Origin of the sequence: Sphingomonas citri (assembly GCF_019429485.1) — a bacterium.
Lineage (GTDB): Bacteria > Pseudomonadota > Alphaproteobacteria > Sphingomonadales > Sphingomonadaceae > Sphingomonas > Sphingomonas citri.
Genome location: NZ_JAHXZN010000015.1, coordinates 14,626 through 40,122, shown reverse-complemented (window position 1 = coordinate 40,122; position 25,497 = coordinate 14,626). Strand labels below are relative to the sequence as shown.

26 protein-coding genes and 4 pseudogenes are annotated in these 25,497 nt (G+C 63.8%); 12 read left to right on the top strand and 18 right to left on the bottom strand.

What is annotated here, in order from left to right:
- From KZ820_RS20735 to KZ820_RS20715, 5 genes and pseudogenes are all read right to left on the bottom strand, one after another.
- Nucleotides 1-203, bottom strand: a pseudogene (locus tag KZ820_RS20735) (hypothetical protein); the annotation flags it as partial.
- A 139-nt stretch (nucleotides 204-342) separates the two neighbouring features.
- A complete protein-coding gene (locus KZ820_RS20730; RefSeq protein ID WP_219750704.1) occupies nucleotides 343-1,185 on the bottom strand; it encodes a DpnII family type II restriction endonuclease in 843 nt (280 codons plus the stop codon).
- Complete coding sequence (locus KZ820_RS20725; RefSeq protein ID WP_219750703.1) at nucleotides 1,182-2,288, bottom strand: DNA adenine methylase; 1,107 nt, start codon at nucleotides 2,286-2,288, stop codon at nucleotides 1,182-1,184. Before KZ820_RS20725 ends, KZ820_RS20730 begins: the two co-directional genes overlap by 4 nt.
- Nucleotides 2,289-2,355: 67 nt before the next feature.
- The gene (locus KZ820_RS20720) at nucleotides 2,356-2,913 is read right to left on the bottom strand and encodes a recombinase family protein (protein ID WP_219750702.1); all 558 of its coding nucleotides are present in this window, start codon (nucleotides 2,911-2,913) and stop codon (nucleotides 2,356-2,358) included.
- Between the two features lie 557 nt (nucleotides 2,914-3,470).
- Nucleotides 3,471-4,313 carry a helix-turn-helix transcriptional regulator gene (locus KZ820_RS20715; RefSeq protein ID WP_043743740.1) on the bottom strand — a complete coding sequence of 281 codons (843 nt, stop codon included), beginning with the start codon at nucleotides 4,311-4,313 and terminating at the stop codon, nucleotides 3,471-3,473.
- Between the two features lie 117 nt (nucleotides 4,314-4,430).
- Here KZ820_RS20715 and KZ820_RS20710 point away from each other — a divergent pair, with 117 nt between their 5' ends.
- Both KZ820_RS20710 and KZ820_RS22090 read left to right on the top strand, forming a co-directional pair.
- Nucleotides 4,431-4,964: a carboxymuconolactone decarboxylase family protein gene (locus tag KZ820_RS20710; protein ID WP_064491481.1), complete on the top strand. Its 534-nt coding sequence runs from the start codon at nucleotides 4,431-4,433 to the stop codon at nucleotides 4,962-4,964.
- A gap of 158 nt (nucleotides 4,965-5,122) precedes the next feature.
- Nucleotides 5,123-5,209 (top strand): annotated as a pseudogene (locus KZ820_RS22090) (hypothetical protein); the annotation flags it as partial.
- A 48-nt stretch (nucleotides 5,210-5,257) separates the two neighbouring features.
- On the opposite strand, the pseudogene KZ820_RS20700 reads toward KZ820_RS22090, so the two are convergent.
- Nucleotides 5,258-5,707 (bottom strand): annotated as a pseudogene (locus KZ820_RS20700) (transposase); the annotation flags it as partial.
- Between the two features lie 223 nt (nucleotides 5,708-5,930).
- On the opposite strand from KZ820_RS20700, the gene KZ820_RS20695 reads away from it, so the two are divergent.
- Nucleotides 5,931-6,416 (top strand): carboxymuconolactone decarboxylase family protein, encoded by a 486-nt coding sequence (locus KZ820_RS20695; RefSeq protein WP_046941321.1) that lies wholly within the window; start codon nucleotides 5,931-5,933, stop codon nucleotides 6,414-6,416.
- 65 nt (nucleotides 6,417-6,481) lie between these two features.
- Here KZ820_RS20695 and KZ820_RS20690 read toward each other — a convergent pair whose 3' ends face one another.
- Nucleotides 6,482-7,246 carry an IS6-like element IS6100 family transposase gene (locus KZ820_RS20690; RefSeq protein ID WP_001389365.1) on the bottom strand — a complete coding sequence of 255 codons (765 nt, stop codon included), beginning with the start codon at nucleotides 7,244-7,246 and terminating at the stop codon, nucleotides 6,482-6,484.
- A gap of 32 nt (nucleotides 7,247-7,278) precedes the next feature.
- Nucleotides 7,279-8,490 (bottom strand): TnsB C-terminal domain-containing protein, encoded by a 1,212-nt coding sequence (locus KZ820_RS20685; RefSeq protein WP_023082272.1) that lies wholly within the window; start codon nucleotides 8,488-8,490, stop codon nucleotides 7,279-7,281.
- A 393-nt stretch (nucleotides 8,491-8,883) separates the two neighbouring features.
- Here KZ820_RS20685 and KZ820_RS20680 point away from each other — a divergent pair, with 393 nt between their 5' ends.
- Nucleotides 8,884-9,291: a response regulator gene (locus KZ820_RS20680; RefSeq protein ID WP_219750701.1), complete on the top strand. Its 408-nt coding sequence runs from the start codon at nucleotides 8,884-8,886 to the stop codon at nucleotides 9,289-9,291.
- A 218-nt stretch (nucleotides 9,292-9,509) separates the two neighbouring features.
- Nucleotides 9,510-11,237, top strand: a pseudogene (locus KZ820_RS20675) (TonB-dependent receptor plug domain-containing protein); the annotation flags it as partial.
- 80 nt (nucleotides 11,238-11,317) lie between these two features.
- Here KZ820_RS20675 and KZ820_RS22085 read toward each other — a convergent pair.
- Nucleotides 11,318-11,980, bottom strand: a complete 663-nt coding sequence (locus KZ820_RS22085) for a cation efflux transmembrane domain-containing protein (RefSeq protein ID WP_373369046.1) — start codon at nucleotides 11,978-11,980, stop codon at nucleotides 11,318-11,320.
- A 136-nt stretch (nucleotides 11,981-12,116) separates the two neighbouring features.
- On the opposite strand from KZ820_RS22085, the gene KZ820_RS20670 reads away from it, so the two are divergent.
- Nucleotides 12,117-12,521 (top strand): MerR family transcriptional regulator, encoded by a 405-nt coding sequence (locus KZ820_RS20670; protein WP_219750700.1) that lies wholly within the window; start codon nucleotides 12,117-12,119, stop codon nucleotides 12,519-12,521.
- Nucleotides 12,522-12,606: 85 nt separating this feature from the next.
- Here KZ820_RS20670 and KZ820_RS20665 read toward each other — a convergent pair whose 3' ends face one another.
- Nucleotides 12,607-12,990 carry a response regulator gene (locus KZ820_RS20665; protein WP_219750699.1) on the bottom strand — a complete coding sequence of 128 codons (384 nt, stop codon included), beginning with the start codon at nucleotides 12,988-12,990 and terminating at the stop codon, nucleotides 12,607-12,609.
- Nucleotides 12,991-12,995: 5 nt separating this feature from the next.
- Nucleotides 12,996-14,822, bottom strand: a complete 1,827-nt coding sequence (locus KZ820_RS20660; protein WP_258048399.1) for a PAS domain-containing HWE histidine kinase family protein — start codon at nucleotides 14,820-14,822, stop codon at nucleotides 12,996-12,998.
- Between the two features lie 263 nt (nucleotides 14,823-15,085).
- Here KZ820_RS20660 and KZ820_RS20655 point away from each other — a divergent pair, with 263 nt between their 5' ends.
- From KZ820_RS20655 to KZ820_RS20645, 4 genes are all read left to right on the top strand, one after another.
- Nucleotides 15,086-15,733, top strand: a complete 648-nt coding sequence (locus KZ820_RS20655) for an AAA family ATPase (RefSeq protein ID WP_219750698.1) — start codon at nucleotides 15,086-15,088, stop codon at nucleotides 15,731-15,733.
- Nucleotides 15,734-15,735: 2 nt separating this feature from the next.
- Nucleotides 15,736-16,035 (top strand): ribbon-helix-helix domain-containing protein, encoded by a 300-nt coding sequence (locus KZ820_RS22345; RefSeq protein WP_373369045.1) that lies wholly within the window; start codon nucleotides 15,736-15,738, stop codon nucleotides 16,033-16,035.
- A gap of 44 nt (nucleotides 16,036-16,079) precedes the next feature.
- Complete coding sequence (locus KZ820_RS20650) at nucleotides 16,080-17,033, top strand: replication initiator protein A (RefSeq protein WP_219750697.1); 954 nt, start codon at nucleotides 16,080-16,082, stop codon at nucleotides 17,031-17,033.
- Nucleotides 17,034-17,743: 710 nt separating this feature from the next.
- Nucleotides 17,744-18,010, top strand: a complete 267-nt coding sequence (locus KZ820_RS20645; protein ID WP_219750696.1) for a hypothetical protein — start codon at nucleotides 17,744-17,746, stop codon at nucleotides 18,008-18,010.
- 112 nt (nucleotides 18,011-18,122) lie between these two features.
- Here the strand turns inward: KZ820_RS20645 and KZ820_RS20640 are convergent, their stop codons facing one another.
- From KZ820_RS20640 to KZ820_RS20625, 4 genes are all read right to left on the bottom strand, one after another.
- Nucleotides 18,123-18,521 carry a hypothetical protein gene (locus KZ820_RS20640; RefSeq protein WP_219750695.1) on the bottom strand — a complete coding sequence of 133 codons (399 nt, stop codon included), beginning with the start codon at nucleotides 18,519-18,521 and terminating at the stop codon, nucleotides 18,123-18,125.
- Nucleotides 18,522-18,617: 96 nt separating this feature from the next.
- The gene (locus KZ820_RS20635; RefSeq protein WP_219750694.1) at nucleotides 18,618-18,902 is read right to left on the bottom strand and encodes a hypothetical protein; all 285 of its coding nucleotides are present in this window, start codon (nucleotides 18,900-18,902) and stop codon (nucleotides 18,618-18,620) included.
- On the bottom strand, nucleotides 18,899-19,117 hold the full coding sequence (locus KZ820_RS20630; protein WP_219750693.1) for a conjugal transfer protein TraD: 219 nt from the start codon (nucleotides 19,115-19,117) through the stop codon (nucleotides 18,899-18,901). The genes KZ820_RS20635 and KZ820_RS20630 overlap by 4 nt, the downstream gene beginning before the upstream one ends.
- Nucleotides 19,118-19,130: 13 nt before the next feature.
- A complete protein-coding gene (locus KZ820_RS20625) occupies nucleotides 19,131-19,460 on the bottom strand; it encodes a conjugal transfer protein TraD (RefSeq protein ID WP_219750692.1) in 330 nt (109 codons plus the stop codon).
- 175 nt (nucleotides 19,461-19,635) lie between these two features.
- Between KZ820_RS20625 and traA the strand changes: the two genes are divergently transcribed.
- Together traA and KZ820_RS20615 are read left to right on the top strand one after the other, a co-directional pair.
- Nucleotides 19,636-22,551: a Ti-type conjugative transfer relaxase TraA gene (gene traA / locus KZ820_RS20620; protein WP_219750691.1), complete on the top strand. Its 2,916-nt coding sequence runs from the start codon at nucleotides 19,636-19,638 to the stop codon at nucleotides 22,549-22,551.
- A 6-nt stretch (nucleotides 22,552-22,557) separates the two neighbouring features.
- Nucleotides 22,558-23,259, top strand: coding sequence for a DUF6118 family protein (locus KZ820_RS20615; RefSeq protein WP_219750690.1), 702 nt, complete (start codon nucleotides 22,558-22,560; stop codon nucleotides 23,257-23,259).
- A gap of 172 nt (nucleotides 23,260-23,431) precedes the next feature.
- On the opposite strand, the gene KZ820_RS20610 is transcribed toward KZ820_RS20615, so the two are convergent.
- From KZ820_RS20610 to cydB, 3 genes are all read right to left on the bottom strand, one after another.
- The gene (locus KZ820_RS20610) at nucleotides 23,432-24,238 is read right to left on the bottom strand and encodes a TlpA disulfide reductase family protein (protein WP_219750689.1); all 807 of its coding nucleotides are present in this window, start codon (nucleotides 24,236-24,238) and stop codon (nucleotides 23,432-23,434) included.
- A gap of 132 nt (nucleotides 24,239-24,370) precedes the next feature.
- Nucleotides 24,371-24,490: a DUF2474 family protein gene (locus KZ820_RS20605; RefSeq protein ID WP_219750688.1), complete on the bottom strand. Its 120-nt coding sequence runs from the start codon at nucleotides 24,488-24,490 to the stop codon at nucleotides 24,371-24,373.
- Nucleotides 24,490-25,497 carry a cytochrome d ubiquinol oxidase subunit II gene (gene cydB, locus KZ820_RS20600; RefSeq protein ID WP_258048397.1) on the bottom strand — a complete coding sequence of 336 codons (1,008 nt, stop codon included), beginning with the start codon at nucleotides 25,495-25,497 and terminating at the stop codon, nucleotides 24,490-24,492. Before cydB ends, KZ820_RS20605 begins: the two co-directional genes overlap by 1 nt.

The window sequence follows — 25,497 nt, the reverse complement described above, 5'->3', positions numbered from 1 at the left end:
TGGTACGTGCCACGCGCAATCTTCACGACGTCGTCGGCACCGTGGAAGAGGAGGTGCGTCGCACCGCGGATGCTGTTGGCCGGTGTTTCGGAGTGAGCGGATCCGACCGCCTTGAGCACCTCCGCCCAGCGCAAACCGCCGGGGTTTGCCGTGAGGATAGCGCGGGCTTCGTCCTGGATTTGTGAGCGGTTCAATTTCGCCACGCTCGTTCCCTTCCGGTCAGTTCTGCGCTTCCGCGCCGCCAATCAGCATGGATAAAAGCAGCGGGCACATCGGGCCGTAAACCGCCTCGATCGCGCGAGTTGATCAAGTTTCAGCTGGCCAGCGTGGGCGACGCCGGCGCTAAAGCCCCATAGAGCCTTTGAGGCTTTGTAGGTCCGTCAGGAACTCGTCGGCCATTTTCATCGTGTAGATGCGTGCAATTTTACCTTGGTTCTGGCGTTCGACAATCTTTCGCAGGTCTGAGCGTCGGGCCGTCCAAGTCGAGCCGTCGGTCACGAACAAGAGCGTCGTGTCGTGCCGCTTGGCGTCAATAATCGCATCTAGATCGCCAATGATGTCGGTCATCTTTGACCCGGTGGCATTGTAGCCTTTGACCTCAATAACAATCCGAGGCCGACCTCTGTCTGGAATGGCAACGTCGCATTTCGCGGTTTTGCCATCGGCGCCGGTGAAGGTGCAGCGGCTCTCAAAAGCGGTGCCAAACACCTCCTTGACCAGAGCTTCCGTGAACTCCTCTAGGCCACGGCCGCGCTTCTGACCTTGAATAGCAGACCCTCGACCGGAGCGTAGCCTCTCCATGAGGATGTCGCTCCAGATCGGCTGATAGTTGATCGTGGTCGTCATCAAGTCTGGTAAGCCAAGCCGGTCGAAGGCATCGAGGAAGGCTTCGCGTTCAGTCTTATACCGTGTGACCCCAGGGCTGCCGTCGCCGCCGAGTTCGCGCCGCAGCTCGATTGTCATGTTGTCCTTGGACAGCATCAGAAACAGGCGGGCACAGAGGATCCCCCGCTCGAACCCCTGATCGAGCATAGCGGCCACGTCATCCCGCTCGTAGCTTGCCTTGACCGGCAGCTCGGCCAAAAATGCCATCGCTTCGGCCGCTACGTCGTCCATCCAGTTGACGTTCAGCGGGCTAAGGTTGTTCTCGATCTCGTCGAGGGTCTGATCGCGGACCTGCATCATTGCCCCACGATCAGGTATTCGGTCACGGCAGCACGCTCGACGCCCCCATGCGTACCAAAGTGGTAGCGGTGCGGCTTCTCAAATACCCGCACGCTGCTTTTGTGCTTACGCATCAGACTCTCAAGCTGCTCAAGGTCGGGAAAGCCGTTCGAACTATAGGACAGCACAATCTGGCTTTTGGCGAACCGGGAAAACATGCGGTCGAAGGCTTCAACAGCGGTGCGCCGATAGCTAAATGGCGTGTACCGCTTCGCGATCTTCTTGACCTTGGTCGACGGATCCACTGGCAGGCCCTGCCAGTAGCAGGACAGGCCTTCCAGAAAATGATAACGCTTGATGTAGCAGTTATCATCGGCCCGGGGGACGTAAGGTGGGTCGAGATAGACCAGATCTACTTTGCGCCGTGGCAGCTCGAATAGGTCGGAGCGTAGCGCTTGGTTGCGGCGGCCATTGTCGAAAACGGCAGCATTGTAGATTTCGATCTGCTCGAGGAAATGCTCCTCGATCGAAAGCTGGAGATCCCGGCGGCCATCATCGTAGCGGGAGAGGTCGCCTGAGATTGTGAAGACGCCCCGAGGTTGCCGCTTGAGGCAGGAGCGAAACAGGGCCGCATAGGCGAGGGCCTGCTGATAGGGATCCTGTAGCTGGCCAATGTTGCCTGAAACACGATCCAAAAAGCGCAGGTCCTCTGGCGTGTAGAACACGCCACCGAAGGTTTGCTCGATAAAATGGTGGGTTGCGGGCGTGCGGTCGATCAGTCGCTTGATCGCTCTGCCGTCAAGATGAACGCTGTTGTTCTCGATCGTCGCGCGCGCGACAGTGCTGGTGAAGTTCAGGAAGTCCGACGCGGTCACGCGGCGGTCCATGGCTTTCATCATGTACGCGACGCAGCCAGTGCCCGAGAAGGGATCCAACGCCGTTTCGAAATCCAAGCCTTCCAGAACACTGTGGATCCACGGCAGCAGCCGCGCTTTAGAACCCATGTAGCGCAACTCTGGATAGCGCGTGGCTCGACCGGGAAGAGCGGCCAGCTCCTTCAGTTTGGGACGAAGCGGAACGATCTTCGCCGGGATCTTGGGGGTAGCTTTTAGGGCCTGGCTCATTCTGCCTCGCTTTGGAGCGAGCTGCGCCCGCTGAGGATGTTCTGGTATAAGGTGGAGATTGTCGTTGCTAGCCATGGGGTGCGGACAATGCCCGATACAGGGTGGCATGGTGGCATTTGAGCAGCTTGGCCGCTTCGCGGACTGACGTGCCCTCCCCTACTAGGCGCTCCCCAAGAGCGATTTGGTCAGTAGTGAGCTTGGGCGGGCGGCCGAACCGGACCCCCCTCGCCTTCGCCGCTACCCGCCCGCTGCTGGTGCGCTGGTGGATCAGCTCGCGCTCGAACTCAGCGATGCCCGCGAACACGGTCAGCACCATGCGGCCAGCTGGCGATGTGGTGTCCGCCCAGGGTTCGGCCAGGGAGCGCAGGCCGGCACCGGCCTCCTTCAGCTTCTCGGCGATGTCGAGCAGGTCGCGGGTGGAGCGTGCCAATCGGTCGAGCCGCGTCACTACTACCGTGTCATCGTCGCGCAGCTGCTCGATCATCTTAGCCAACTCGGGCCGGTCACGCTTTGCGCCCGAGATCTTCTCCTCGAACATCCGCTTGCACCCGGCCTCCTTCAACGCGGCCCGTTGGAGCCGGAGATCTTGGTCGTCGGTGGACACACGGGCGTAGCCGATCAGCATGTCGCAAATATGCATTGAAACTTATGTGTTTAGCAAATGACTTTTGCGACAGGTATGCACGAGGAGCAACGCTGCTTCACGCCGCTGTCGCGAAACTTAGGACTTATGCGACGTTTACAATAAATTCCTTGGCCTTGAGCCACGATGGCGCCACAATGGCGCCCATGAAAGCCGACCGCAAAGATTCGCGCTCTAGTGCGCTGGTGTCGTTTTCAGAAGACGGCTGCACTGAACGTCAGAAGCCGACTGCACTATAGCAGCGGAGGGGTTGGATCCATCAGGCAACGACGGGCTGCTGCCGGCCAATAGCCGACAATGACGACACTGGAAATCCCCGCCTGTGAGCGTCGGCTCAGGGCGGGACAGCGTCATCCAGCTACCTGCGCCACTGACTCAGCCTTGTCCAGCCGGCCGCGCCGCACGAACAGACTGACCAGCCGTTGACGGATCGCCACCTGGAGTTCCGCCAGTTGTTCCGGCGTGATGCGAATTTCACCCGCTCGACGAGCGCAACACCGGCGCCGCCTACGCCAAGAACCGGCGAATCGAACTCAAACTCACGAACCGCTGAGCGCCGCGTCACCGCGCTGCTGCGCCAGCCAGTCGCGCGGGGCGCAGCCCATGCGCACGCGGAAGGCGCGCGCCAGAGCGTTCGGGCTGCCGTAGCCGACGCGGTCGGCCACCACCGCCACCGGCCGCCCCTGCTTGAGCAGGGTGCAACTGACGTTCATCCGCCAGTCGGCCAGATAGTCGCCCGGCGTGACGCCCACCGCGTCCTTGAACGCGGCGGCGAAGCGCGCGCGTGACATGCCCGCCTTCGCCGCCAGCGCCTCGAGCGACCACGCGGTCTGCGGCGCATCGTGCATGGCGGTTATGGCGCGCGCGAGTTTCGGGTCGGCCAGGCCCGCCAGCAGTCCGGTGGCGCCAAGCCGCCCATCCATCAGATAACGCAGCAACTGGATCAGTAGCAACTCGCACAAGCGGTCGATGGCGGCCTGCCGACCGCACTGGTCGCGCTCGGCTTCGGCAAACAGCAACTCTAGCGTCGGCCCGAGGCCGGGCAAGTCCGCCAACGGAATCAGCAGCATCGACGGCAAGGCCATGGCCAACGGATTGCCCGTCGAAGCGCCCAGGTCGACCTCCGCACACAACAGCTCAGCGGTATCGCCGGGGGCGGCGACAAAACGATGCGACGCCACGCGCGGATAAAACAGCAGGCTCGGCTCGGTAACCAGCAGATCTTCATGCACGGGCGAACGCGCCGTAATCGGGCCGCGCCGCACCAGATGGATATAGCCATGCGGCGCCGCGTAATGATGCTGCCTACAGAAGGCGCCGCTGTGAAAAACGCGCGCCGAAAGCGAGTAGTGCCGGAGCAAGCCGGCCAGTCGATCCGCCATTCCACTCTCCATATAAGACGATAGGTTACGTATTTGATACTTTACGTGCCATATCGTACCAAACAAAGGGCTATCATGCCCACGTGCTCTTGCACCTCACCCACTACGGAGATAGACATGCCCCAAATCGCCCCCCTGACCATCGACACCGCTGACGCCGCTACCGCTGCCACACTCAAGGCCGTCAAAGCCAAGCTTGGCATGGTGCCGAACCTGTTCGCCACGCTGGCCCACGCGCCGGCGGCGCTCAATGGCTACCTCGGCTTGTCCGAAACGCTGGGCACCGGCCGCCTGAATGCCTCCCAGCGCGAGATCGTTGCGCTCGCTGCCGCTCAAGCCAATCGCTGCCAGTATTGCCTGAGCGCACACACCCTGATCGGCAAAGGTGCCGGACTGTCGGCAGAGGCCATCGCCGCGGCCCGCACCGGCCAGGCGGCCAACGCACTTGACGATGCAATCGCCGGCTTTGCCCGCGCGCTGGTCGAGCAACGCGGCGTGGTGTCGGCCGACGCCATGGCCAACTACCGCCGCGCGGGGCTCGACGACGGCCTGATACTGGAAGTGATCGCCAACGTCGCGCTGAACACGCTCACCAACTACACCAACCACATCGCCGACCCCACGGTGGATTTCCCCGTGGTCGCCGTCTGATCTCCATAGGCATATAAGGAGAACACGATGAAAATCGCACTCACCGGCGCTCTGCTCGCCAGCGCCCTCGTCCTGCCACTGGCCGTCACGGCCGGCGACTAAAGGCCTCGGCCGAGCACTACCGCAAGACCGGCAAGTTCTTGGACGGCGCCACGCTGGTGAAAGAGATCCGCAAGCTCGAAACCAGCGCCATGACCACTGGCAACCCTGTGGTCTGGGGTTCCGATGCGGCCGTGTGGTTCGTGATGGTCAAGGACGCCAAAGGCCGTTTCGCCAGCAACCCCTTGTGGGGCGGCGGCTGGAGGCACGGCGTAGCTGGCGCAGTACAGGTCGACCAGCACGCGCCCGAGCCGGATCAGGTCGCGCAGGTCCGGCGTGTTCTCCAGCCGCGAGACGGTGGGCTGGCTCATCAGGTCCGCGCCGCTCTCGGGCAGGCGCCCGCAGGCGAGCTTGAAGGCGGGGTCGGCGCGCAGGTGGTCGAGGTCGTCCGCGTCCTCATACCCGCAGGCGATGGCCAGGATGCGCGCCAGGAGGATCTCGGGCAGCGGGTGCACGATCCGGCTCGGATCGCGCCGGTCCGGGATCACCGCGGCGAGCTTGTCGGCAATCCGCATCCGCCGGGCCGCCTGAGCCAGCAGCAGGACGCCGCCGTCCGAGGTCAGGCGCCCGCCGTCGAAGGCGGCTGTGAGCTTCTTGGCTCTCACGGATGGAAACGCGAACGGAAGTGCGTCAAGATCGGACATGGCGGGCGTGGCGGGCTCGATGGGGTGAAGAAGGTTGGTGTGAGCACCCAATCCCTAAGCCAGATCAATGCTTTACGCTACGCTCGCCAGCTTCGATCCACCGCCCTCATGAATAAGACGGGCTAATTTCGTTCACGATGATCATCACCTTCCTTGACTGCACTGCACTGTGCAATGTATGCTTTGGAGACTGAACGGTGCAGTGCAAACGAGGAGATAGGGTATGTCAGTCGTAAATTCCAGCGTCGCTTTGCCTGCTGAGGTCTCAAAGGACCGTTTCGCCAGGGGATCTGCTACATTCGCCGCAGTCACCGGCATTCCCACGGAGGCATACCTTGATGGATTCAAGGATAGCTCGCCTGATTTTGGTCGCTATGTGATTGAGTGGGTCTTCGGCGATGTATACAGCCGCACCGATTTGGATTTGAAAACCCGGGAACTCGTTATCATCGCAGCCGGCGCGGCGTTGGGCGCAACGGGAATTGATGTCATCAAATTTCATGTCCCCACTGCGGTACGCGCGGGTGCAACCCGAGACCAGATTTTCGGCGTTCTTACCCAGGTAGCGATTGTTGCAGGTGTTCCCACAGCAATCGCCGCAATTTCGGCGGCGGCACAAGTCTTGGAGCCACACTCTCAGGTCGCTGATCCTCTCTTATTCACCGGGCTGCTGCGTGATGGCTTAATCCGGGACGGGGTGGCAGGCTGAGGCGGCCAGCGGGCTCTGTTGCAAAGATTGGCGGCAGTCAGAGGTAGGCTGTCGCTCTGCGCCGATCAGGCGGCTGCTGCGAAATGGTGGTTGAGCATGCCCATGGCCTCCGTCAGCGCCGAGGGCCCAATGCCAAAAGCTCTCTCCACAAGGCGCACCTCGCCCCTGATGCCGGGCTGCAGGCACCAGGGGCGAGCCTGTCCTTTGCGCAGGGCTCGCATGACTTCGAATCCCTTGATCGTGGCATAGGCCGTGGGGATCGATTTGAAACCGCGCACCGGCTTGATCAGTATCTTGAGCTTTCCGTGATCGGCCTCGATCACGTTATTGAGATACTTCACCTGCCGGTGGGCCGTCTCCCGGTCCAGCTTTCCTTCGCGCTTCAATTCGGTGATCGCTGCACCATAGCTCGGCGCTTTGTCGGTATTGAGCGTGGCAGGCTTTTCCCAGTGCTTCAGGCCTCGCAGGGCCTTGCCCAGGAACCGCTTCGCTGCCTTGGCGCTGCGGGTCGGCGACAGGTAGAAATCGATCGTGTCGCCCCGCTTGTCGACTGCCCGGTACAGGTAGGTCCACTTGCCCCGCACCTTGACGTAGGTTTCATCCAGGCGCCAGCTCGGATCAAAGCCACGCCGCCAGAACCAGCGCAGCCGCTTCTCCATCTCCGGGGCGTAGCACTGGACCCAGCGATAGATCGTCGTATGGTCGACCGAAATGCCGCGTTCCGCCAGCATTTCCTCAAGGTCGCGATAGCTGATCGGATAGCGACAATACCAGCGCACCGCCCACAGGATCACATCACCCTGGAAATGGCGCCACTTGAAATCCGTCATCGTTCCGTCCGTCCAATCTCCGCCAAGCATGCTCAAGCTTCACGATTTTTGCAACAGAGCCGGAAATCGACCAAAAACGCGGTGGGGCGGGTAACGACGGCCGGGACGCCAACGCGCTCCACGGCCTCGGCCCAGCGCGCGGCCGGCGGCTGGAGCAGGCCGTTGTGCACGGAGCCGTGATAGGTGCCTACCGCCAACGCGAGCCAGCGCTCCAGCTCGCGCAGCGTCAGGGTGGCCATCTTCTCGGAATCGTACTCGCCGCGCTGGCCGGGATTGGAGAAGGTCGTCCCCGGTAATTCGTCGTGGATCATCTGCATCGCCGTGCCGATGATCCGTTCCACGATGCCGCCGTAGTGCGGCTGGCCTGGTGGGCGATAGTCCAGCCGGATGCCATGCTGTTCGCAGCCACGGCGCAGCGCTTCGCTTTTGAACTCGGCCGCGTTGTCCAGATAGAGCAGCCTGGGCTTGCCGCTCATCGGCCAGTCCATTTCCACATTCAGCCCTTCCAGCCAGGGCCGCTTGTCGCAGGCGGCATGCGCGAGGCATAGGCCGACCGAGACGGCGGACGGCGCTTCCAGCGTGACCACCATGCCGAGTACGCAGCGCGTGAACACGTCGATGGCGAGGGTCAAATATGGGCGGCCAATCGGTTGCCGGTCGCGCTCGTCGACCACGATCAGGTCGATGACGGTGTGGTCGATCTGCACCTGTTCCAGCGGCATGGTGACTTCTGGCGGAATGCCACCCGCGCCTTGCAAGGGACGGGCAGCGTCCTGCCCGCCCCGGCTGCGGGCTATTTTCGCCGGGTGTAGTCCGGCAATCCGCTGGGCCACGGTGTTGCGCGCCGGCACCGGCAGCTTCTGGGTTTTGCACGCCTGCGCGACTTCGCGGTGGAACGCCGCCAGGCTGCGTTTCTGCTTGGTCAGGAAGCGCTTTTGCAGCAGCTCGCGGATGATGCGCTCGACCGGTTCCGGCAAGCGCCCCTTGCCTTTGCCGCCGCCGGATCGGCCGGGCGTCAGGTCTGTTACCAGGCCAGTACCCTGCCGGGCGCGACGGATCAGGACATATACCTGTCGCCGGGACAGGCCCAGCGCTTGGGCTGCCTCATCGGCGGCTTCATGCCCGACCACCTCAAGCGCTGCCAGTGGCCCGATGATTTCCGTCCGGTGCCGGGCTTGCGCCCATGCCTCGTCGGGCAGGGTGGCCACGCCTTGCGCGGCAATCGGTGGAGTGTCTGATGTCATGCCCAAACCTCGCTTTGGTGCACACGAGTATTGAGCATAGTCGAGATTGGTGCAGACGACTCCTGATATTGGGCTGTCAGGAGCCGTATGCACACCAGGCGTTACATCCAGTCAGATGGTGCGGTCGTCTTCTGAAAACGACAGCGGCAAGCTGTCGCACAACTTAGGACATTAACGACGCACCAGCTGTCCCGCTTCTCCGTCGCACCCGGTGAGTTTTAGGAAAGAGCAATCGGGAACAGGTTCTGGGAACGCGAAGCCGGCAGCGCTCAACGGCTCACCACTGCCCTGCCCTTCTCGCCTCAGCTTCCCAATCGGGAATGCCTACCGGCGTCAGAGCAAGCCATTTCATAAGTTAGTCGAACTACAGACGGTTCAGGTGGTTATGTCAGGATGACCGTCTCGACCGATCCCAATGCGCTTATCGTCGATGACGATCCCATCATCCTTATGGACCTCGACGGCATCCTCTCGGATGCCGGCTTTCGGTGCGTCGAGGCTGACAATGGTGATGACGCGAAGGCCTTGCTGCCGGGGCAGGCCCACAGCATTACCCTGCTATTTTCCGATGTAGAAATGCCAGGAGGCACTGACGGCTTCGCGCTGGCTCGGCACGTATCGTCAAGTTACCCGTGGATTGAGATCGTTATCGCCAGTGGCCGGATCAAACCCGAGCCGGGCGACATGCCGGAGAACGCCACGTTCCTTGGAAAGCCGTTCAGCGCGAGGATGGTGCATGAACACCTGCGCGAGCGTCTACCGGACGGAAAGAAACCCGAGCCTCTAAAGCAAGCCGTTTGACCGATTACCCAAGGTTCCGTCCGTCCCGGGCGGTTTGTCTGCGGGAATGGAGGGGCGTGCAGATGCGCTTGACCCTGTAGCGGCTACAGCCTCTATGGGCGTGCCTTCATACAGCGTCCCGACCATCGCGACGCCCATGCGAAGGTGGAAGCGTGCGATACGGATCAAGGCTCAAGCGATCGATAGCGTCGGCGATCGTGTTTTCCGGCTTTGCCTTGATGGCGACAGGTGTGGCGGCACAGGAGCGACCCGCCGCCCCGACGCAGCCGACACCAACCGAGGAGGCAGACGAAGGTGAGGAAATCGTCGTGCAGGCGACTCGCACGGGCCGGCGCGTGCAGGACGAACCGATCCGGGTGGAGGTGCTGGACCGGGAAGAGATCGAGGAGAAAATCCTCATGCAGCCCGGTAACATCGCTATGCTGGTCAACGAGACACCCGGTATCCGCGTCCAGGTCACGTCGCCGGCGCTGGGGGCGGCGAACGTCAGGGTGCAAGGTCTGAAGGGGCGCTATACGCAAATCCTCGCCGATGGCCTGCCGCTCTACGGCGGGCAGACCCCTTCCATCGGCCTTCTCCAAATACCTCCGACCGATCTGGGGCAGGTCGAGATCATCAAGGGCGCGGCGTCGGCGCTCTACGGGCCGTCCGCGTTGGGTGGCGTCATCAACCTCGTGTCGCGGCGTCCGTCTCCGGTGCAACAGGGCGAGCTGCTGCTGAACGCGACCAGTCGCGGCGGGCAGGACGTGACCGCCTACAATTCCGGCCCGCTGACCGACGCGCTCAGCTACTCGCTGACCGGCGGGTTCAACCGGCAGGACGCGCAGGACATCGACGGCGATGGCTGGGCGAACATCCCCGGCTATCATCGCTGGACGTTCCGGCCGCGGCTGTTCTGGGAAGGCGCCAGCGGTGCCAAGGTCTATGCGACCGTAGGCGCGCTCGCCGAGCAGCGAAGCGGTGGTACGCTGCCGGTGCGCGTCGTGCCGGACGGCTCGCCCTTCCCTCAGAACCAGCGCAGCCGGCGCTTGGACGCTGGTCTTAACGCGCAGGCACCGATCGAGGGCGTCGGCACGCTCTACCTGCGCGCGTCGGGCGTCACGCAGGGACACCGCCATGTCTTTGGCGATGTGGTCGAGAACGATCGTCACCGCACCGTGCTGACCGAGGCATCGCTTGGAGGTGGCACAGGCGGCACGACCTGGCTCGCCGGCGCGGCCTATCAGGTGGACAGCTACCGCTCGCGAACCTTCCCGGCCTTCGACTACACCTACCGGGTGCCGGCGCTGTTCGCGCAAGGAGAGCAGAAGCTGTTGCCCGACCTGACGCTGGCGGGCAGCGCCCGCCTAGACGATCACAGCGAATACGGCACGCGCATCAGCCCGCGCCTGTCGATGCTGTTCAAGCCGGGGCCGTGGACGGTGCGCGCGTCACTCGGGCGCGGCTTCTATGCGCCGACGCCGTTTATCGAGGAGGTGGAGGCGGCGGGTCTGTCGCGGATCACGCCGTTGCGGGGCCTGCGGGCCGAGACGGCCGACTCCGCCTCGATCGACTTCGGCTATGCACGCGGGCCGATCGAGGCGAGCCTCACGCTGTTCGGATCGAACATCGACCACGCCGTGCAGCTCCGCGACGTGAGCGCGACCCGCGCCGAGCTGGTCAACGCCGATGGCGTAACCCGGACTCGCGGTGCCGAGCTGCTGCTGCGCTACCGTCTGGACGCGATCACCTTTACCGGCAGCTACGTCCGCACCGACGCGCGCGAGCCGAACCCCGATGAGGCGGGTCGCCGCTTCGTACCGCTCACCCCGCGCAATACCGCCGGACTGACGGCGGTGTGGGAGAAGCACGGGCGCGGACGGATCGGGCTGGAGGCCTATTACACCGGGCGTCAGGAGCTGGAGGACAACCCCTATCGAACCCGCAGCCGGCCCTATGTCGAGCTGGGCGCGATGGGCGAGCTGGTGCTGGGCAAGGTCAGCCTGTTCATCAACGCCGAGAACCTGCTGGACTTCCGCCAGACCCGCTACGACCCGCTGCTGCTGCCCCGGCGCGCACCGGACGGGGCATGGACCGTGGATGCCTGGGGGCCGTTGGACGGACGCACCATCAACGGGGGCATCCGCTTCAGGTTCGGCGCGGACTGAGCCAGCTCGGCCCGCGCCTTGCGGATGATCTGCCAGCCCCCGGATACGCCCAGACCGGCGAGGATCGCAGCGACCGCAATGTCAGGCCAGCCCGTGCCGGTGCCGAACACGCCGAACGCCGCAGCCACGACGGCGATGTTGCCGATCGCGTCGTTGCGCGAGCAAATCCAGACCGATTGGCGGTTGGCGTCGCCGCCCCGGTGTCGCCAGAGCAGCGCGGCGCAGACGAAATTGGCGACAAGCGCGGCAACACCGATTATCCCCATCGTCTCCGCGCCCGGCAGCGTGCCTGCCGTCGCCATCCAGACCGTATAGCCCAGCACCCAGAGGCCGAGCAGGAGCAGCGAGACGCCCTTCGCCAGCGCGGCGCGAGCGCGCCAGCGCAACGCCATTCCCGCGACGCCGAGGCTGATCGCATAGTTCGCGGTGTCACCCAGGAAGTCGAGCGCGTCCGCCTTGAGCGCCGCGGAGTGCGCCGCCACGCCGGCGACGATCTCGACGCCGAACATGCTGGCATTGATCGCGAGCGCGACCCACAGCACGCGCCGCCATGCCCGATCGTCAACCTTCGTGTCGGGCGCGGCGCAACCGCCGCAGCATCCACCTGCCATGTCGTCACCTCGCAATCACCAGTGCGACGGTCCATGTAGGGGCTGTAGCAACTACAGGGTCAAGGGCATGGCGCTGACGATCGGCGATCTGGGCAAGGCGACGAACACCAAGGTGGAGACGGTGCGCTATTACGAGCGCATCGGCCTGCTGCCAGCGCCCGCCCGCAGCGCCGGCAACTACCGGACCTATGGCGTGGCCGAGCTGGGCCGCCTGTCGTTCATCCGGCGCGCGCGCGACCTCGGCTTCTCGCTCGACCAGGTGCGCGCGCTGCTGGGCCTGTCGGACGACCGGACCTGCGACTGTGCCGGCATCGACCGCATCGCCAACGAGCATCTGCGCGAGGTGGACCGCAAGCTTGCCGATCTGACCGCGCTCCGCCGCGAGCTGAAGGCGGTGATCGACTCCTGTGATGGCGGCACTGTCGCCGAGTGCCGGATCATAGAGGCGCTAGGACCCTCAACCGACAATTAAAACCTTCCCAGATCGCCGCGTAAACAGGTTTTGGGAAAGGCTTGTCCTTCCCGTTTCTCGATCATTTCTGGGAAAATAGTGTGAGCTACGGCGTGACGGGGCTTTGCTCGATCTGACGCATGACCCGGTGCAGGTCGAACGGTTTGGGTAGGAACGTCGCCTTTTGCGGCAAGGCTTCCTGCGGGACCGGGGCGTCACCCGATACGACGAACAACAGCGTCGGGGGGAAGCGCTCGCGGACATAGTGAGCGAGCTTCAGCCCATCCATGCGCCCGCTGACCATCGCGTCGATGAGCACGACCCGGATGTCATTGCGCTCGTCGAGTATGTCCATCGCCTGGTCGGCATTTTCGGCCTCATACACGCGCCATCCACGCTCTTCGAAGAAGGCGATCATGTCGAAGCGCACCAGCGCCTCAGGCTCGACGATGAGGACCGTGTTGCTGCCGATCGGTTTGCTCTGACCCATAGTCTCTACTCGCCCGTGGTCGCGGCATCACTCAGCCGCGCCTCCAGTTCAAAGGACAAACCTTCCGGTTTGTAATGAGTTGCCGCTTTCCCCCTGAAATAGGACTTGAGGGAGCGTTCGATCAGGATCGATCCGAAGCCCTTGCGTTGCGGGGGAGAAACCGGCGGGCCACCCTGCTCCCGCCAGCAGATCGACAGGGTGGAGTCGTCACCCCCGCCAGCCACGTTCCATCCGAACGTCACCGTACCTCTGTCGTTCGACAATGCGCCGTATTTGGCCGCATTCGTGGCCAGCTCATGCAGCGCCAGCGCGAAGGCGACCGTCACCTCAGCTTTGAGGTTAACCCGCGGTCCATCGAGCAGGATGCGCTCGCCGATCGCGCCGTGCGGCGCCAGCGCGCGCATCGCGACCTCGCCCAGGTCGGCCGAGCGCCAGGAGCTGCCGGTCAACACGTCCGTGGCCGCCCCCAAGGCCACGAGACGCGCGCCGAGGTCGCTACTGGCCGATGCCATGTTCGGTGCGGTGCGCAACGTCTGCTGGGAAATGGACTGGACGACTGCCAGCACGTTCTTGAGGCGGTGTGCCAGCTCGCCGTTCAAAAGCTGCATCTCGCTTTCGGCGCGCTTCAGCTCGCGATAGTCACGGGTCACTGTGCCGTAGCCGATCAGGGCACCCGCCGCGTCGGTGATCGGGAACACCGAATAGAGGACGGGGATCAGCTCGCCGGTCGAGAAATGCCGGAAGCTCAGTTCGCCTGCCCAATGCCCGTCGTGGGCGACAGTTGGCAATACGGTCTGTGCGACGATCTCGATCTGCTCGGGCGGGAAGAAGTCCGCGATGACGAGTTTGGTAATGTCGGCGTCTTCGAGCCCGACGAGGCGGCGTGCGGCGTCGTTGATGTAGAACACACGTCCCTGGGTATCGGCCATGCCGACGAAGTCAGTGCTGTTCTCGGCCAGGCGCACGAAGCGGTCGCGTTCCTCTTCCGCGAGGCGCTGGACGCTCTGGTCGCGCAGCACCTTCACGAAGCCGACTGCCGTTTGCTCTCCGTCAAGCAAAGGCGTCATCTCACCGGCCGCCCAGAAGCGTTCACCGTTCTTGCGGACATGCCACCGCTCGTCATTGCCACGCCCTTGTCCAAGCGCGTCCTGCATTTCCTTTTCCAGCCGCCCGAGTTCCCGATCTTCCGGGGTGAAGAGCCGTTCCAAGGTCTGGCCGAGCATTTCCGCTTCGGTCCAGCCAAGGATGCGTCGCGCTCCCTCGTTCCAGGTCGTGACCTGCCCGGTGAGATCAGTGGCGATGATGGCGTAGTCGGTCGCGCTATCGACGATCTGGCGGTTGCGGACGTTGTTCTCGCGGATCGTGCGCGCCGCGATGACTGCCTGGGTCGTCTCGATACAGGGGCAGAAAAAGCCCAGCACCTCGCCATCATCGTTGCGGATCGGATTGAACGAGAAGCTGAAATGCGTCTCTTCGTCGTACCCGTTGCGATCGGTGAACAACGTGATGTCGTCCATATGCGTGACCGTGCCGGCATAGGCTGCCTCGACGATCGGACGCATGTCGTCGGCGACGTCACTCCACACGTCCAGGAACGGACGCCCTAGGGCACCAGGATGCTTGTCGCCGAGGATCGGACGGAGCTGGTCGTTGTAGAGCAGGGTCTGTGCTTCGCCCCAGACGATAAACATGGGCTGGTTGGCGGTCAGCATCAGGCCGACGAGCGTGCGCAATTCGGGCGGCCAACGGTCTAGTGCGCCGAGCGGCGTTGCCGACCATTCGTGACCACGGACGCGATCCGCCTGCTCCCCCTTGTGATCCCGAAAACGCATCGTCGATAAACTGCCTCGCCATCACCTCCGAAAAGAGGGATTTGATGCACGTATATCAGGCTCTTGCACATCGTCAGCTATGTTGGCTCGGGCAAAGCCCAGACATTCCCATATCACCATCCCAATTGGGACGGTCGCTGGGCTTTGAGTACGATCTGACCATCTCTCACCGGCCCCCAACAAGCATGCACTCTGACGATAGGTTGCGTGCGATCCTGATAAACTGCATACCTGCAATATAAGCAAACTGAAGGTGTGCACACGTGCAGATTATCACTCTTGCAGCCCAAAAGGGCGGTGTCGGTAAGACGACGTTAGCGGTCAACCTTGCGGTTGCTGCCCAAGCGGTTGGCATCAAGACCGCCCTGTTTGACCTTGATCCGCAGGAGAGCGCGACAGCGTGGAGCGAGCGACGCGAAGCCGAATTGCCTCATGTCGAGCCTATCAGTGCGCGCAGGCTCGACCAGGCGATTGATGCAGCGGAAGCTAATGGCTTCGCGCTGACCATTATCGACACGCCGCCCGCAGCTGGCGCGGAAGCAGCGGCGGCTGCTCAACGGGCCGATCTTGTAGTGATTCCGTGCCGGCCATCACTCATCGACCTTGATGCGATCAAGCGCACGGCGCAGCTCATCACAAGCACAGGGCGAACTGGTGTTGTCGTGCTGAACGCGGCGCCTCCAACCGCTTCAACGCTGCTCGACGATGCCCGGACGCTTGCAGAAGCAACCGGTTTGCAGGTGGCACGCGCCGTGTTGCGGGAACGCAGCGCATATCGTGCAGCATGGCCTTACGGCTTGGGTGTCATTGAGCATGAGCCGAAAGGTAAGGCAGCGCAGGAGGTTGCAGCCTTGCAGAAACACATATTTGATGATTTGATAGGTTGCACACCTGCACAATTGAAAGCTTGATCATGGCGAAGCGTACATCCCTGTTGGCTCCAGCGGTGACGCCTCAGGCCCAGCGTAAAGTTGAGCCGAATGAAGCGTCCTCGGCACCAGTGTCGACTGCGGCGACAAACACGGGGCGGTCGGGGGGGAAGCGACCCGGTAAATATCATCTTGGTGCCTATTTTGATCCTGCGGATCCTACGGCCGAGGCCTTCCGCGTTTTGGCGGCACGGACCAGGCGCAGCCATCAGGACCTTCTTGCAGAGGCAATCGCCGAGCTGGTCGCCAAGTATGATGCGGACAAGCAGTTCGGTCGCGCTTGATGATGTGCACATCTGCACAATTGCAAAAATGCAAGGTGGCTTAGATGAGCAAGCGCCACAACCCTAACCCAGAGTTCGATCTGTTCATTCCGTTGATGGGCGATCTTCCCCTGAAGGATCAGCGGGAGACGATGGAGCGGCCGTTTTTCTCGCTCCAGAAGCGCAAGCGAGTGAAGCCGATTGAATACCAGAGCCCAGACGGTGAAACATGGGTGAAGATCGAGGCGATCCCCGCCTATGGCATGGCGACAATATGGGATGCGGACATTCTGGTGTGGGCCGCCTCCACGCTTAATCGGATGCGAGAGCAGGGGGTCAACGACCTACCCCGAACGCTTAAAACCACCTCCTATGACCTGTTGCGGGCAATCAAACGGGATACCAGCGGGCGAGCTTACCAAGAGCTGCAAGCCGCGCTTCAGCGCCTTCAGACAACCTCCATATCGACCTCCATCCGTGCGCCGAAACGGCGAACCAAGGCGGGCTTCAACTGGCTCGATAAATGGACTTTGGAGGTGGACCCCGAAACGGATCAGCCGAGAGGCATGTCGATCACCCTGTCAGATTGGGTGTATGAGGGCATCATAGGGGAGCGGTCGCTTCTCACCATGCACCAGGATTACTTCCTCCTGACAGGCGGTCTAGAGCGCGCCCTGTATCGGATTGCACGCAAGCACGCCGGCAACCAGAAGGGTGGGTGGACGTGTCGGGTTGAGGTTTTGCGCGACAAAACCGGCAGCGACAGCAAACCCAAGGAGTTCAATCGGATGCTCCGCAAGGTGGTGGAGGCCGACCAGCTCCCTGATTACGCCTTGGAAATGACGACAACGGCAGATGGCAGTGCGGCTGTGCTGTTCCGGCTTCGGGGAGAAGCCGAGGCATTGGCGCTAACCGCCAAGCTGGAGGCCGAGCGGGAACGTCGGGATCGCTTCGATGCCGAACGCCGGCGTGCAGGCGAGGTTGACGACCTGATGGACAGGCTCGCCAAGGGACGCTGACTATCGTGGTTTCACACACCGCTTTTCACGATTTCCCTAGCACGATGAGACCGCGAGGGCCTGTCCATGCGTTGATGGGATATAGTCCATCACCTCGAATGCGGCCGACCTGTGGATAAGGGGCCCAGACTATCGTGGTTTCACACACCCTAGCGTCGTGGGATCACACACCCAAGTATCGTGGGATCACACACCGAATCACGTGGGATCACACACCGCGCTATCTCTTAAACCCGCAGAAAACCGCCATCTTTCAGGTCATTTTTCCCGCTTAACTTCTTTAACAGAGTCTATCTAACAGAATCCCTTAACGGCAGCGTCGCTCTTGAGGCGGTGTGTGCATGCAGGCGGAATCGGCCTTCGGCCGATAAGCCTTTGATCCGTGTCGGCTAACGCCGCCACCAAGACGGCCTACGGCCGTGTGGCTTTCAGGAAAGCCAAGTCGAACCCACAGCTCCTCTCCATCAGCACCTTGCCGGGTGTGTGCGGTTTTGCGATCCTGTCTGTGCGGTCCGGTCAATCCCGGCCGTGGGGCGTAGGAACCCCGACAATCGCTAGGTCCGGTCGAGCTTCTCGGCCGGGCGGCTGTCACGCATGTCCAAGGCCTGGCCCAAAGGTGGCAGCGCCTTGTCCTAGCGCAGGGTTCCTAACGCCCGGCTTCGCCGCCGGGTCGCCTCCGATCAACCAGGCAGGAGGTGATGATGCCTATCATGGAACAGTTTGTGGAGGGTGCCCCGCGCATCGTCGCCCGCACCCGGCTTCAGGAAGTCGGGCGCTGGATGGACGAGCTTATGACCGCCGCCAGCAACCAGACCGGGTTCGGCAAAGGCACCTGCATCGTCGCCGCCATCTCGACCCTGTTGAAAGAGGGCGACGAGGAAGCGTTCGAGGAGGTCCAGCGCGGCTTCCTGGCGCTGCTCGCCAAGCGGCATGTCAGGGCAGGGGGTTCGACCGAAATCTATGACCCGGAGGAATAGCAGCCGCTCTCGCCTGTGAGGCTCTCAGCGGCTACGCTGTCGTCGCTTCATAGGCTGTCAGTCCGTGAACCAGGGTCTGCCGCGGCTGCTACCATGACAGACCGTCTTTCCATTATGCGGCCGGATCGGCCGAGCCGGGCAGGGGCGTGGCGACGAGCGCCTGATATTCGGCGAGGAGCGGGGCCGGCACCCAGCGGATGCCGCGCCGATCGGCGGTGCGGCCGGCGATCAGCATGTCGGGGGCTACGGAGGCCCAGGAGGACGGGTCCGCATTGTCCGGCAGGGTTTTGCAGCCTTCGGCCGCCATGCGGTCCTGAAACGCATTGGCGCGGTCCCAGCGGCCGCGCAGCGCATCGACATGAGCAGCGGGGATCGGCGGGTCGAAAGTGCCGCGTACACGCTCACCGCGCTGCATGGCATATTCCTGTTCCGCCCAGACGGGATCATTGTAGATGATCGTCGCCGCGGCGATGCCGCGCATTGCCCAATCCGATCCGCTGTCAGTCATCATGTCGCCTCCGGTGTGTCTGTGAAACGCGCCAGCAGCGCGAAAGGGGGGCGATTATCACCACCCCGGATGCGGGCGCGCGAGGGTAGGAAAGGGCGCTCAGCCATGCGCCGTCACCCGCCTGGGCGGCTTGCCGCCTCTGTCGTGAACGGTGATCGCGAACAGGCCGGAGCCGGCGATGCGGTCGATCAGAGCGTCGGCTTCCTCTATCCGGTTGCTGGGCCAGTCCCGCGCCACGTGGATGCTGTCACCGTCCACCTCGATCGTCAGATGCGAGATGGTGGGATCGAGATCGAGCAGCCGCGCCATGTCGGCCTGAGCCTGCGGCGTGACATGCTCCAGTCCATGCCCGGTCATGACGAGCTGCCAGGTGCGTTCGGTCATTCGTCCGTCTCCGCTTCCGCCTCGAATGCGCGTCGGCCGCGGCGCTTCCACAGCGTCAGCACGTCCCCGCCATCATCGCCCCGTGCCTTGCCCGCCAGCTCCAGCAGCGCGCCGTAGAGCGTCGCGCGATCGTCCTCGACCAGTTCGATCAAGCCGGCTTTCTGGACGAGGCCGCCCAGCTCGATCAGGTGCCGGGTGCGTTCACGGCGCGCCACGATCCACTCCTTGCTAGATGAGCGTTGAAGCGCCGTTTCCGTCCGCCGCATCGCTGTCCGGTTGCACCGCTCCAGTGTTGCCGTCGTCTTGAGCAGGCCCGCGACCCTTGCGCCCACGCCGCTGAAAGAAGGCTGCGCCCTTCGTGCGCCACGCCTCCTTCGCGCCCGTGTCCTTTGAGCCGGCCGCATCGAGCATTACGCCGGCAAGCACTTCCAGGTCGAGCGCATCGGCACCGGTGGCGGCAACAAGGGCGCCGAGTTGTTCGACCTTGCGGGCCTTCAGCGCCTTGGCCTTGTCGTTCAGCGCCTTCAGCTCGGCATCGTAATCCCGAACTTTCCGCATCACCTTCTCCTTCCGCGTATCGCTGACCCATGCAGCGTAGCGTACCACCTGCCATCGGAGAAGCGGCTTCAGAGGTTAATGCAACCAAGTCAATCACGGGGAGCACAGCGATTTGTGAGTGCGCGCTTATACGTTGTTGCCGACGTGCGCTAAAATTGGCAGGTTCAGTGTTGCAATGGCGATCTATCACTTCTCCGCCAAGGTCATCAGCCGCGCGAACGGCTCTAGTGCCGTTGCGTCCGCCGCCTACCGCTCCGCATCCGAACTGCACGACGAGCGGCTTGGGCGGAACCACGACTTCTCCAACAAGGCAGGCGTGATCCATTCGGAAGTGCTGCTACCGAAAGGCGCACCTGAGCGGCTATCGGATCGCGCGGCATTGTGGAACGAGGTGGAGGCAGGCGAGAAGCGCAAGGACGCGCAACTGGCGCGGGAGGTGGAGTTCTCGATCCCGCGCGAGATGAACCGGAAACAGGGCGTCCAGCTCGCCCGTGAGTTCGTCGCCGAGCAGTTCGCGAAGCGCGGGATGGTGGCGGACCTCAACGTGCATTGGGACCAGGCCAAGGACGGCAGCCCCAAGCCGCACGCGCATGTGATGCTGGCGATGCGCGAGGTCGGGCCGGACGGCTTCGGCAAGAAGGTGCGCGACTGGAACAGCACGGAGCTGCTGAAGGAGTGGCGTGAGGCGTGGGCCGCGCATGTGAACGAGCGCATGGCCGAGCTGGGGCTGGAAGCGCGGATCGATCATCGCTCCTATGCCGACCAGGGCGTCGAACTGGAGCCGCAGCACAAGATCGGCCCGGCAGCGTCGCGCCGGCCTGGGCAGGGGCTCGAAGCCGAGCGGATCGAGGATCACGCCCGGATCGCGCGGGAGAATGGCGAGAAGATCGTCGCCGACCCGCGCGTCGCGCTGGATGCGATCACGCGCACCCAGGCGACCTTCACTGTCCGCGACCTCGCCACCTTTGCCTTCCGCCATAGCGACGGCAAGGAGCAGTTCGACCAGGTGATGGCGGCGGTGAAGGCATCGCCCGAGCTGGTGGCGCTGGGCCGTGACGGACGCGACCAGGAGCGGTTCACCTCCCGCGACATGATTGCGGTCGAAAGCCGGTTGGAGCGCGCCGGTGATGCGCTGGCGGTGCAGGCCGGACACGGTGTCGCCGATCGGCAGCGGGCCGGTGCGTTGGGCGCGGCCGAGGTGCGGGGGCTGGTGCTGTCGGGCGAGCAGCGGGACGCCTTCGAGCATATTACCGGCGCTGAAGGGCTGTCGGCGGTGGTTGGCTATGCCGGCACCGGCAAGTCAGCGATGCTCGGCGTCGCGCGAGAGGCGTGGGAGGCGCAGGGCTACACCGTGCGCGGTGCGGCACTGTCCGGCATCGCGGCCGAGAACCTCGAAGGAGGATCGGGCATCACGTCGCGCACCATCGCCAGCCTTGAACATGCGTGGGGGCAGGGGCGCGAGCTGCTGACCCGCGGCGACGTGCTGGTGGTGGACGAGGCGGGGATGATCGGCACCCGCCAGATGGAGCGGGTGTTGTCCCATGCTCGTGACGCCGGCGCCAAGGTGGTGCTGGTGGGCGACCCCGAGCAGTTGCAGGCGATCGAGGCAGGCGCGGCGTTCCGGTCGATCAGCGAGCGCCACGGCGCGGCCGAGATCACTGAGGTTCGCCGGCAGCGCGAGGGCTGGCAGAAGGAAGGGACGCGGCAGCTCGCCACCGGGCGCACGGCCGAGGCGATCCATGCCTATGACGAGCATGGCATGGTGCAGGCGGCCGAAACGCGCGAGACGGCGCGGGCCGCGCTGGTGGACGGGTGGGATCGGCAGCGTCAGGCCGAACCCGACCGCTCCCGCGTCATCCTCACGCATACCAATGCCGAGGTGCGCGAGCTGAACGAGGAGGCGCGCGGCCGGCTTCGTGCCACCGGCGATCTGGGCGAGGACGTGGCGTTCGGCGCCGATCGCGGCGAGCGGCAGTTCGCCACCGGCGACCGGATCATGTTCCTGCGCAACGAGCGCGGATTGGGCGTGAAGAACGGTACGCTGGGCACCATCGAGCGGGTCGGTCCCGATGGCATGGCGGTGCGGCTCGACAGCGGCGCGCGGGTCGCGTTCGAGTCCAAGGACTATGCCGCGGTCGATCACGGCTATGCGGCGACGTTCCACAAGGCGCAGGGCGTCACCGTCGATCGGGCGCACATTCTCGCCACCCCCGGCATGGACCGGCACAGCGCCTATGTCGGCCTGTCCAGGCATCGCGACGGCGTGCAGCTCCATTACGGCCGTGACGACTTCGCCGATCAGCGCCGGCTTGCCCGCACCCTGTCGCGCGAACGTGCGAAGGACATGGCTGCCGACTACGCCGCGCCCGAGCAGGACCAGGCACGTGCCTTTGCCGAGCGGCGCGAGATCCGGTTCCCGGAACTCGCACGCGAGCTGGTGGCGAAGGTCGAAGGCAAGGCGAAGAGTATGTTCGCCGGGTTCCGGCCCAAACCCGCAGCGCCGGTTCCGGTGCTCGACCAGGAGCGGCAAGGGGGGGCAAACATCACCACCCCTGATGCGGCCCGGCAGTCCCGTGCGATCCAGGGCTATGCCCGCGCATGGGCCGATGCGGCGCGGATGCGCGAGCAGGGCTTGCCCGTGCTGCCTCACCAGCAGCAGGCATTGGCAAAGGCCGGCGACGCGCTCGATGTGACGCGGCCACAAGGCGCGCGCGACCTTGCCGCTGCGCTGGAGCGCAATCCCTCACTCGCGCGCGATGCCGCCGGAGGCCGGACCGGATCGGCGCAGCACGGCATGATGTTGGAAACCGCTGTTCGCCTTGATCCGGAACGGCGGGCCGATCGGTTCGTGGAGAGCTGGCAAAGGCTGGCGCGTGAGCGGGCGGGCAGCGACGGGGCGCGTGCGGAAAAGGCCACGACCCGCATGGGCGTGATAGCCGATAGCCTGAAGCGCGACCCCGAGCTGGCGAAGGTGCTGGAACGGCGCGCGCCCGAGCTGGCGCTGAAACTGGAGCGCGGGCGCAGCATCGACCGATCGCTGGAGCAGTCGATCGGGATCGGGCGGGATCGGGACCGAGGCATGAGCCGGTAGGAGCGGATGGCAGACGACGATTATCAGGAAGGCGGCGACCCCGCCGAGGCATTCGAGGCACTACGTGGAGAGGTGGCGCTGGTGTTGCGCGCCGTGCAGGGCTTGGCGGCGGAACGGCGCGAACTCGACGTACCCGACTATTCACCGACGCTCGCACATATCGATGCCCGGCTGACCGAGGTATCGGATCGTCTCGACACCATCGAGCAGTCGCCGGCATTGCGCGCTACGCCGCAGCAGTTGGGAGGCCAGCTCACGGCTGCATCGACCGAGGCGCGGCGTGCCGACCATGATGCGTTGGAGCGCGCGACGAGCACCATGAACCAAGCCGCGCGTGACATGCGCGGGCTTGCCTTCGCAGATCGCAATGCCCGCGAGCAGAACCGCTGGCTGTATATCTTCGGTGGCGGCGGGCTTGTCCTTGGCATGATGCTATGGGCGGCCATGCCAGGGTGGGTCGCGCGTGAAATCGTGCCGGCGAGTTGGCAATGGCCGGAGAGAATGGCGGCTCGAACCCTTAAGGAACCGATGTGGGAAGGTGGCGCGCGCTTGATGCGGACCGCATCGCCTGAAGGCTTCGCTGCGTTTATGGCCAGCGATCGGATCGTCACCGCCAATCGCAAGGCGCTGGATGCGTGCCGGAAGCGCGCGAACAAGGCGCGCGAGGCAGTGCGGTGCACCATCGATGTCGAAGCGGATGCGAGGTGAAACGGGTGCAGGCTGGTGTCACAACCGAGCGGTTGTGACACCAGCGCCGGTTTGGCAGCTCTCGACCACTCGCGGTCATTCACCGGCCGAACTGCGCTTTTACATAAGCAGCCATCCGTTCACCCATACTACTTGCTAAGCGATGCCTGATTGTCGCTTTAAGTCCGACCGGCTACCGGTGCTTTGTCGCATGCTCGATGCCGTCGTAAAGCGCGGCGCGGGATAGTTCCCCCAGCTGGAGCCGCACGATCGTCCCGTCCGCTGCCACAAAGGCGGTAGCGGGATAGCCCGCGATGTCCAGCGCACGGCTGAGATCGCGGCTGGCATCCATTGTCACATGTGTCGGCTCGATCCGCGCGCGTGATAGGAAAGCGGCAACCGTCTGCATATCCTCTCCCTGGTTGACGAGCAGGATCGGCAACGCACCGTGAGCCGACGCTGCGCGGGTGAGCATTGGCAGCTCGCGTCGACATGGGCCGCACCATGTTGCCCATAGGTTCACGACGAACGGGCGCCCGATAGACGTGTCGATCGCTATCGGATCGCCCGCTGCAGTCCAGATCATCATCCCCCTCGGAAAGGGACGAACCGGCTCGGCCGTGGCGACGCTCACGGTCAACCAAGCTGCAGTCGCCATCCCCAGTGCGGCGCCCGTGACTGCCAGAGCACGCGACCGTCCGACGTTCAGCAGCAACGTCAGGAAAGCGGCGGCAATGCCTATGGGCGCCGAGAACCCGCCCTGCCAGATTGCAAACGCCGAGACTGGATCATCAGCATAGCTCGTCCAGTTCATGACAACGTAGGCGATCCGGCTTGCCACCGCTCCCACAACGCAAGCCAAGGTCGCTGCCGAGGATGCTCGGGTGGCGAGGAACCTGTCAGCCAGCGCCACCAGAGCAAGGAACATGCCGATAGCGAGGAACGCCAAGAGACGATCCGTGGGAAGCAACAGCGGCCCCAACGTGATGGCGGGCGGCATCAGAAGCGCCCACTCACAACGCAGGACGTGTTTGGTGGCGCGCTTGAACGGCGTCGCGGCCCTCGGAGTCCGGCATTTCCACCTCGACAATCTTCATGACAGCGATGCTTCCATACACTGGCGGTTGGACGCCTAGCCTTTCAGCCAGACTCGGATCAGTCCGGCGACGGCGCCGAGCGTCACCACGCTGGTGGCCCAGATCGCAGCCAGCCATAACAGGCGCTGCCACAGCGGAGCTTGGCTTTGAGACATCAGTGATACCCGTGCGTTCCGACCTTGCCGCGGAACACCCAATATGCCCAAGCGGTGTAGGCAAGGATCATCGGCATGATGATGGCGGTGCCGACGAGCATGAACACCTGGCTCCTTTCAGGGGCAGCAGCATCCCAGATCGTAATGCCGTCAGGCACAATATACGGGAACAGGCTGATCCCTAGTCCGGCGAAGCCGAGCGCGAAGAGCGCCAGGGCGAGGAGGAAGGGTGCTGCCATCGCGCCCCGTCGCAGGAGGCGGAAGAACAGGAAGGCGACGATCAGGGTCAGCAGCGGGACCTGTGCGGTCGCCAGCACGCCGGGCATGTCGAACCAGCGCTTCCAATATTCGAGGTACAGGAACGGTGTCGCCGCGCTGACCGCTGCCATCGCGATCAGGGTTGCGGCCCCGGCGTAAAGCGCAAGCCGACGCGCATGCGCTTCGGCCGAGCCCTCCACCTTCCAGACGAGCCAGGTGGAGCCAAGCAGCGCATATCCGACGACCACCCCGGCCCCAGTCAGCAGGGTGAACAGCGACAGCCAATCGAGCCAGCCGCCCGCATAGGCCTGATTCTCCACCCGCACACCCTGAAGGATCGCGCCCAGCACCAGGCCCTGGCAGAAGGCTGCGACGAACGAGCCAAGGCTGAATGCCATGTCCCAAAGCGGCCGATGCCGAGGGTCGCGCCAACGGAATTCGAAGGCGACACCGCGAAAGATAAGCCCAAGCAACATGGCTATGATCGGCGGGTACGTGGCGGGCAGGATCACGCTGTAGGCGAGCGGAAATGCCGCGAGCAGCCCGCCGCCGCCCAGGACCAGCCACGTCTCGTTGCCGTCCCAGACCGGCGCGATCGAGTTCATTGCCTGGTCGCGCTCCTCACCAACCTTGAAGGTCGGGAAGAGGATGCCGATGCCGAGATCGAATCCGTCCATCACGACGTACATGAACACGGCGAACGCGATGATGAACGCCCAGACTGTGGTGAGATCGACGTTGATGGCCAT

Coding starts and splice junctions, on each gene's coding strand:
- KZ820_RS20725 (WP_219750703.1), bottom strand. CDS start 2,288: ATGAGCCAGGCCCTAAAAGCTACCCCCAAGATCCCGGCGAAGATCGTT.
- KZ820_RS20610 (WP_219750689.1), bottom strand. CDS start 24,238: ATGCCGCCCGCCATCACGTTGGGGCCGCTGTTGCTTCCCACGGATCGT.
- KZ820_RS20710 (WP_064491481.1), top strand. CDS start 4,431: ATGCCCCAAATCGCCCCCCTGACCATCGACACCGCTGACGCCGCTACC.
- KZ820_RS20650 (WP_219750697.1), top strand. CDS start 16,080: ATGAGCAAGCGCCACAACCCTAACCCAGAGTTCGATCTGTTCATTCCG.
- KZ820_RS20685 (WP_023082272.1), bottom strand. CDS start 8,490: ATGACATCAGACACTCCACCGATTGCCGCGCAAGGCGTGGCCACCCTG.
- KZ820_RS20660 (WP_258048399.1), bottom strand. CDS start 14,822: ATGCGTTTTCGGGATCACAAGGGGGAGCAGGCGGATCGCGTCCGTGGT.
- cydB (WP_258048397.1), bottom strand. CDS start 25,497: ATGGCCATCAACGTCGATCTCACCACAGTCTGGGCGTTCATCATCGCG.
- KZ820_RS20640 (WP_219750695.1), bottom strand. CDS start 18,521: ATGATGACTGACAGCGGATCGGATTGGGCAATGCGCGGCATCGCCGCG.
- KZ820_RS20635 (WP_219750694.1), bottom strand. CDS start 18,902: ATGACCGAACGCACCTGGCAGCTCGTCATGACCGGGCATGGACTGGAG.
- KZ820_RS20680 (WP_219750701.1), top strand. CDS start 8,884: ATGACCGTCTCGACCGATCCCAATGCGCTTATCGTCGATGACGATCCC.
- KZ820_RS20670 (WP_219750700.1), top strand. CDS start 12,117: ATGGCGCTGACGATCGGCGATCTGGGCAAGGCGACGAACACCAAGGTG.
- KZ820_RS22345 (WP_373369045.1), top strand. CDS start 15,736: ATGGCGAAGCGTACATCCCTGTTGGCTCCAGCGGTGACGCCTCAGGCC.
- KZ820_RS20715 (WP_043743740.1), bottom strand. CDS start 4,313: ATGGCGGATCGACTGGCCGGCTTGCTCCGGCACTACTCGCTTTCGGCG.
- KZ820_RS20645 (WP_219750696.1), top strand. CDS start 17,744: ATGGAACAGTTTGTGGAGGGTGCCCCGCGCATCGTCGCCCGCACCCGG.
- KZ820_RS20625 (WP_219750692.1), bottom strand. CDS start 19,460: ATGCGGAAAGTTCGGGATTACGATGCCGAGCTGAAGGCGCTGAACGAC.
- KZ820_RS20730 (WP_219750704.1), bottom strand. CDS start 1,185: ATGATGCAGGTCCGCGATCAGACCCTCGACGAGATCGAGAACAACCTT.
- KZ820_RS20690 (WP_001389365.1), bottom strand. CDS start 7,246: ATGACGGATTTCAAGTGGCGCCATTTCCAGGGTGATGTGATCCTGTGG.
- traA (WP_219750691.1), top strand. CDS start 19,636: ATGGCGATCTATCACTTCTCCGCCAAGGTCATCAGCCGCGCGAACGGC.
- KZ820_RS20615 (WP_219750690.1), top strand. CDS start 22,558: ATGGCAGACGACGATTATCAGGAAGGCGGCGACCCCGCCGAGGCATTC.
- KZ820_RS20695 (WP_046941321.1), top strand. CDS start 5,931: ATGTCAGTCGTAAATTCCAGCGTCGCTTTGCCTGCTGAGGTCTCAAAG.
- KZ820_RS20720 (WP_219750702.1), bottom strand. CDS start 2,913: ATGCTGATCGGCTACGCCCGTGTGTCCACCGACGACCAAGATCTCCGG.
- KZ820_RS20605 (WP_219750688.1), bottom strand. CDS start 24,490: ATGTCTCAAAGCCAAGCTCCGCTGTGGCAGCGCCTGTTATGGCTGGCT.
- KZ820_RS20665 (WP_219750699.1), bottom strand. CDS start 12,990: ATGGGTCAGAGCAAACCGATCGGCAGCAACACGGTCCTCATCGTCGAG.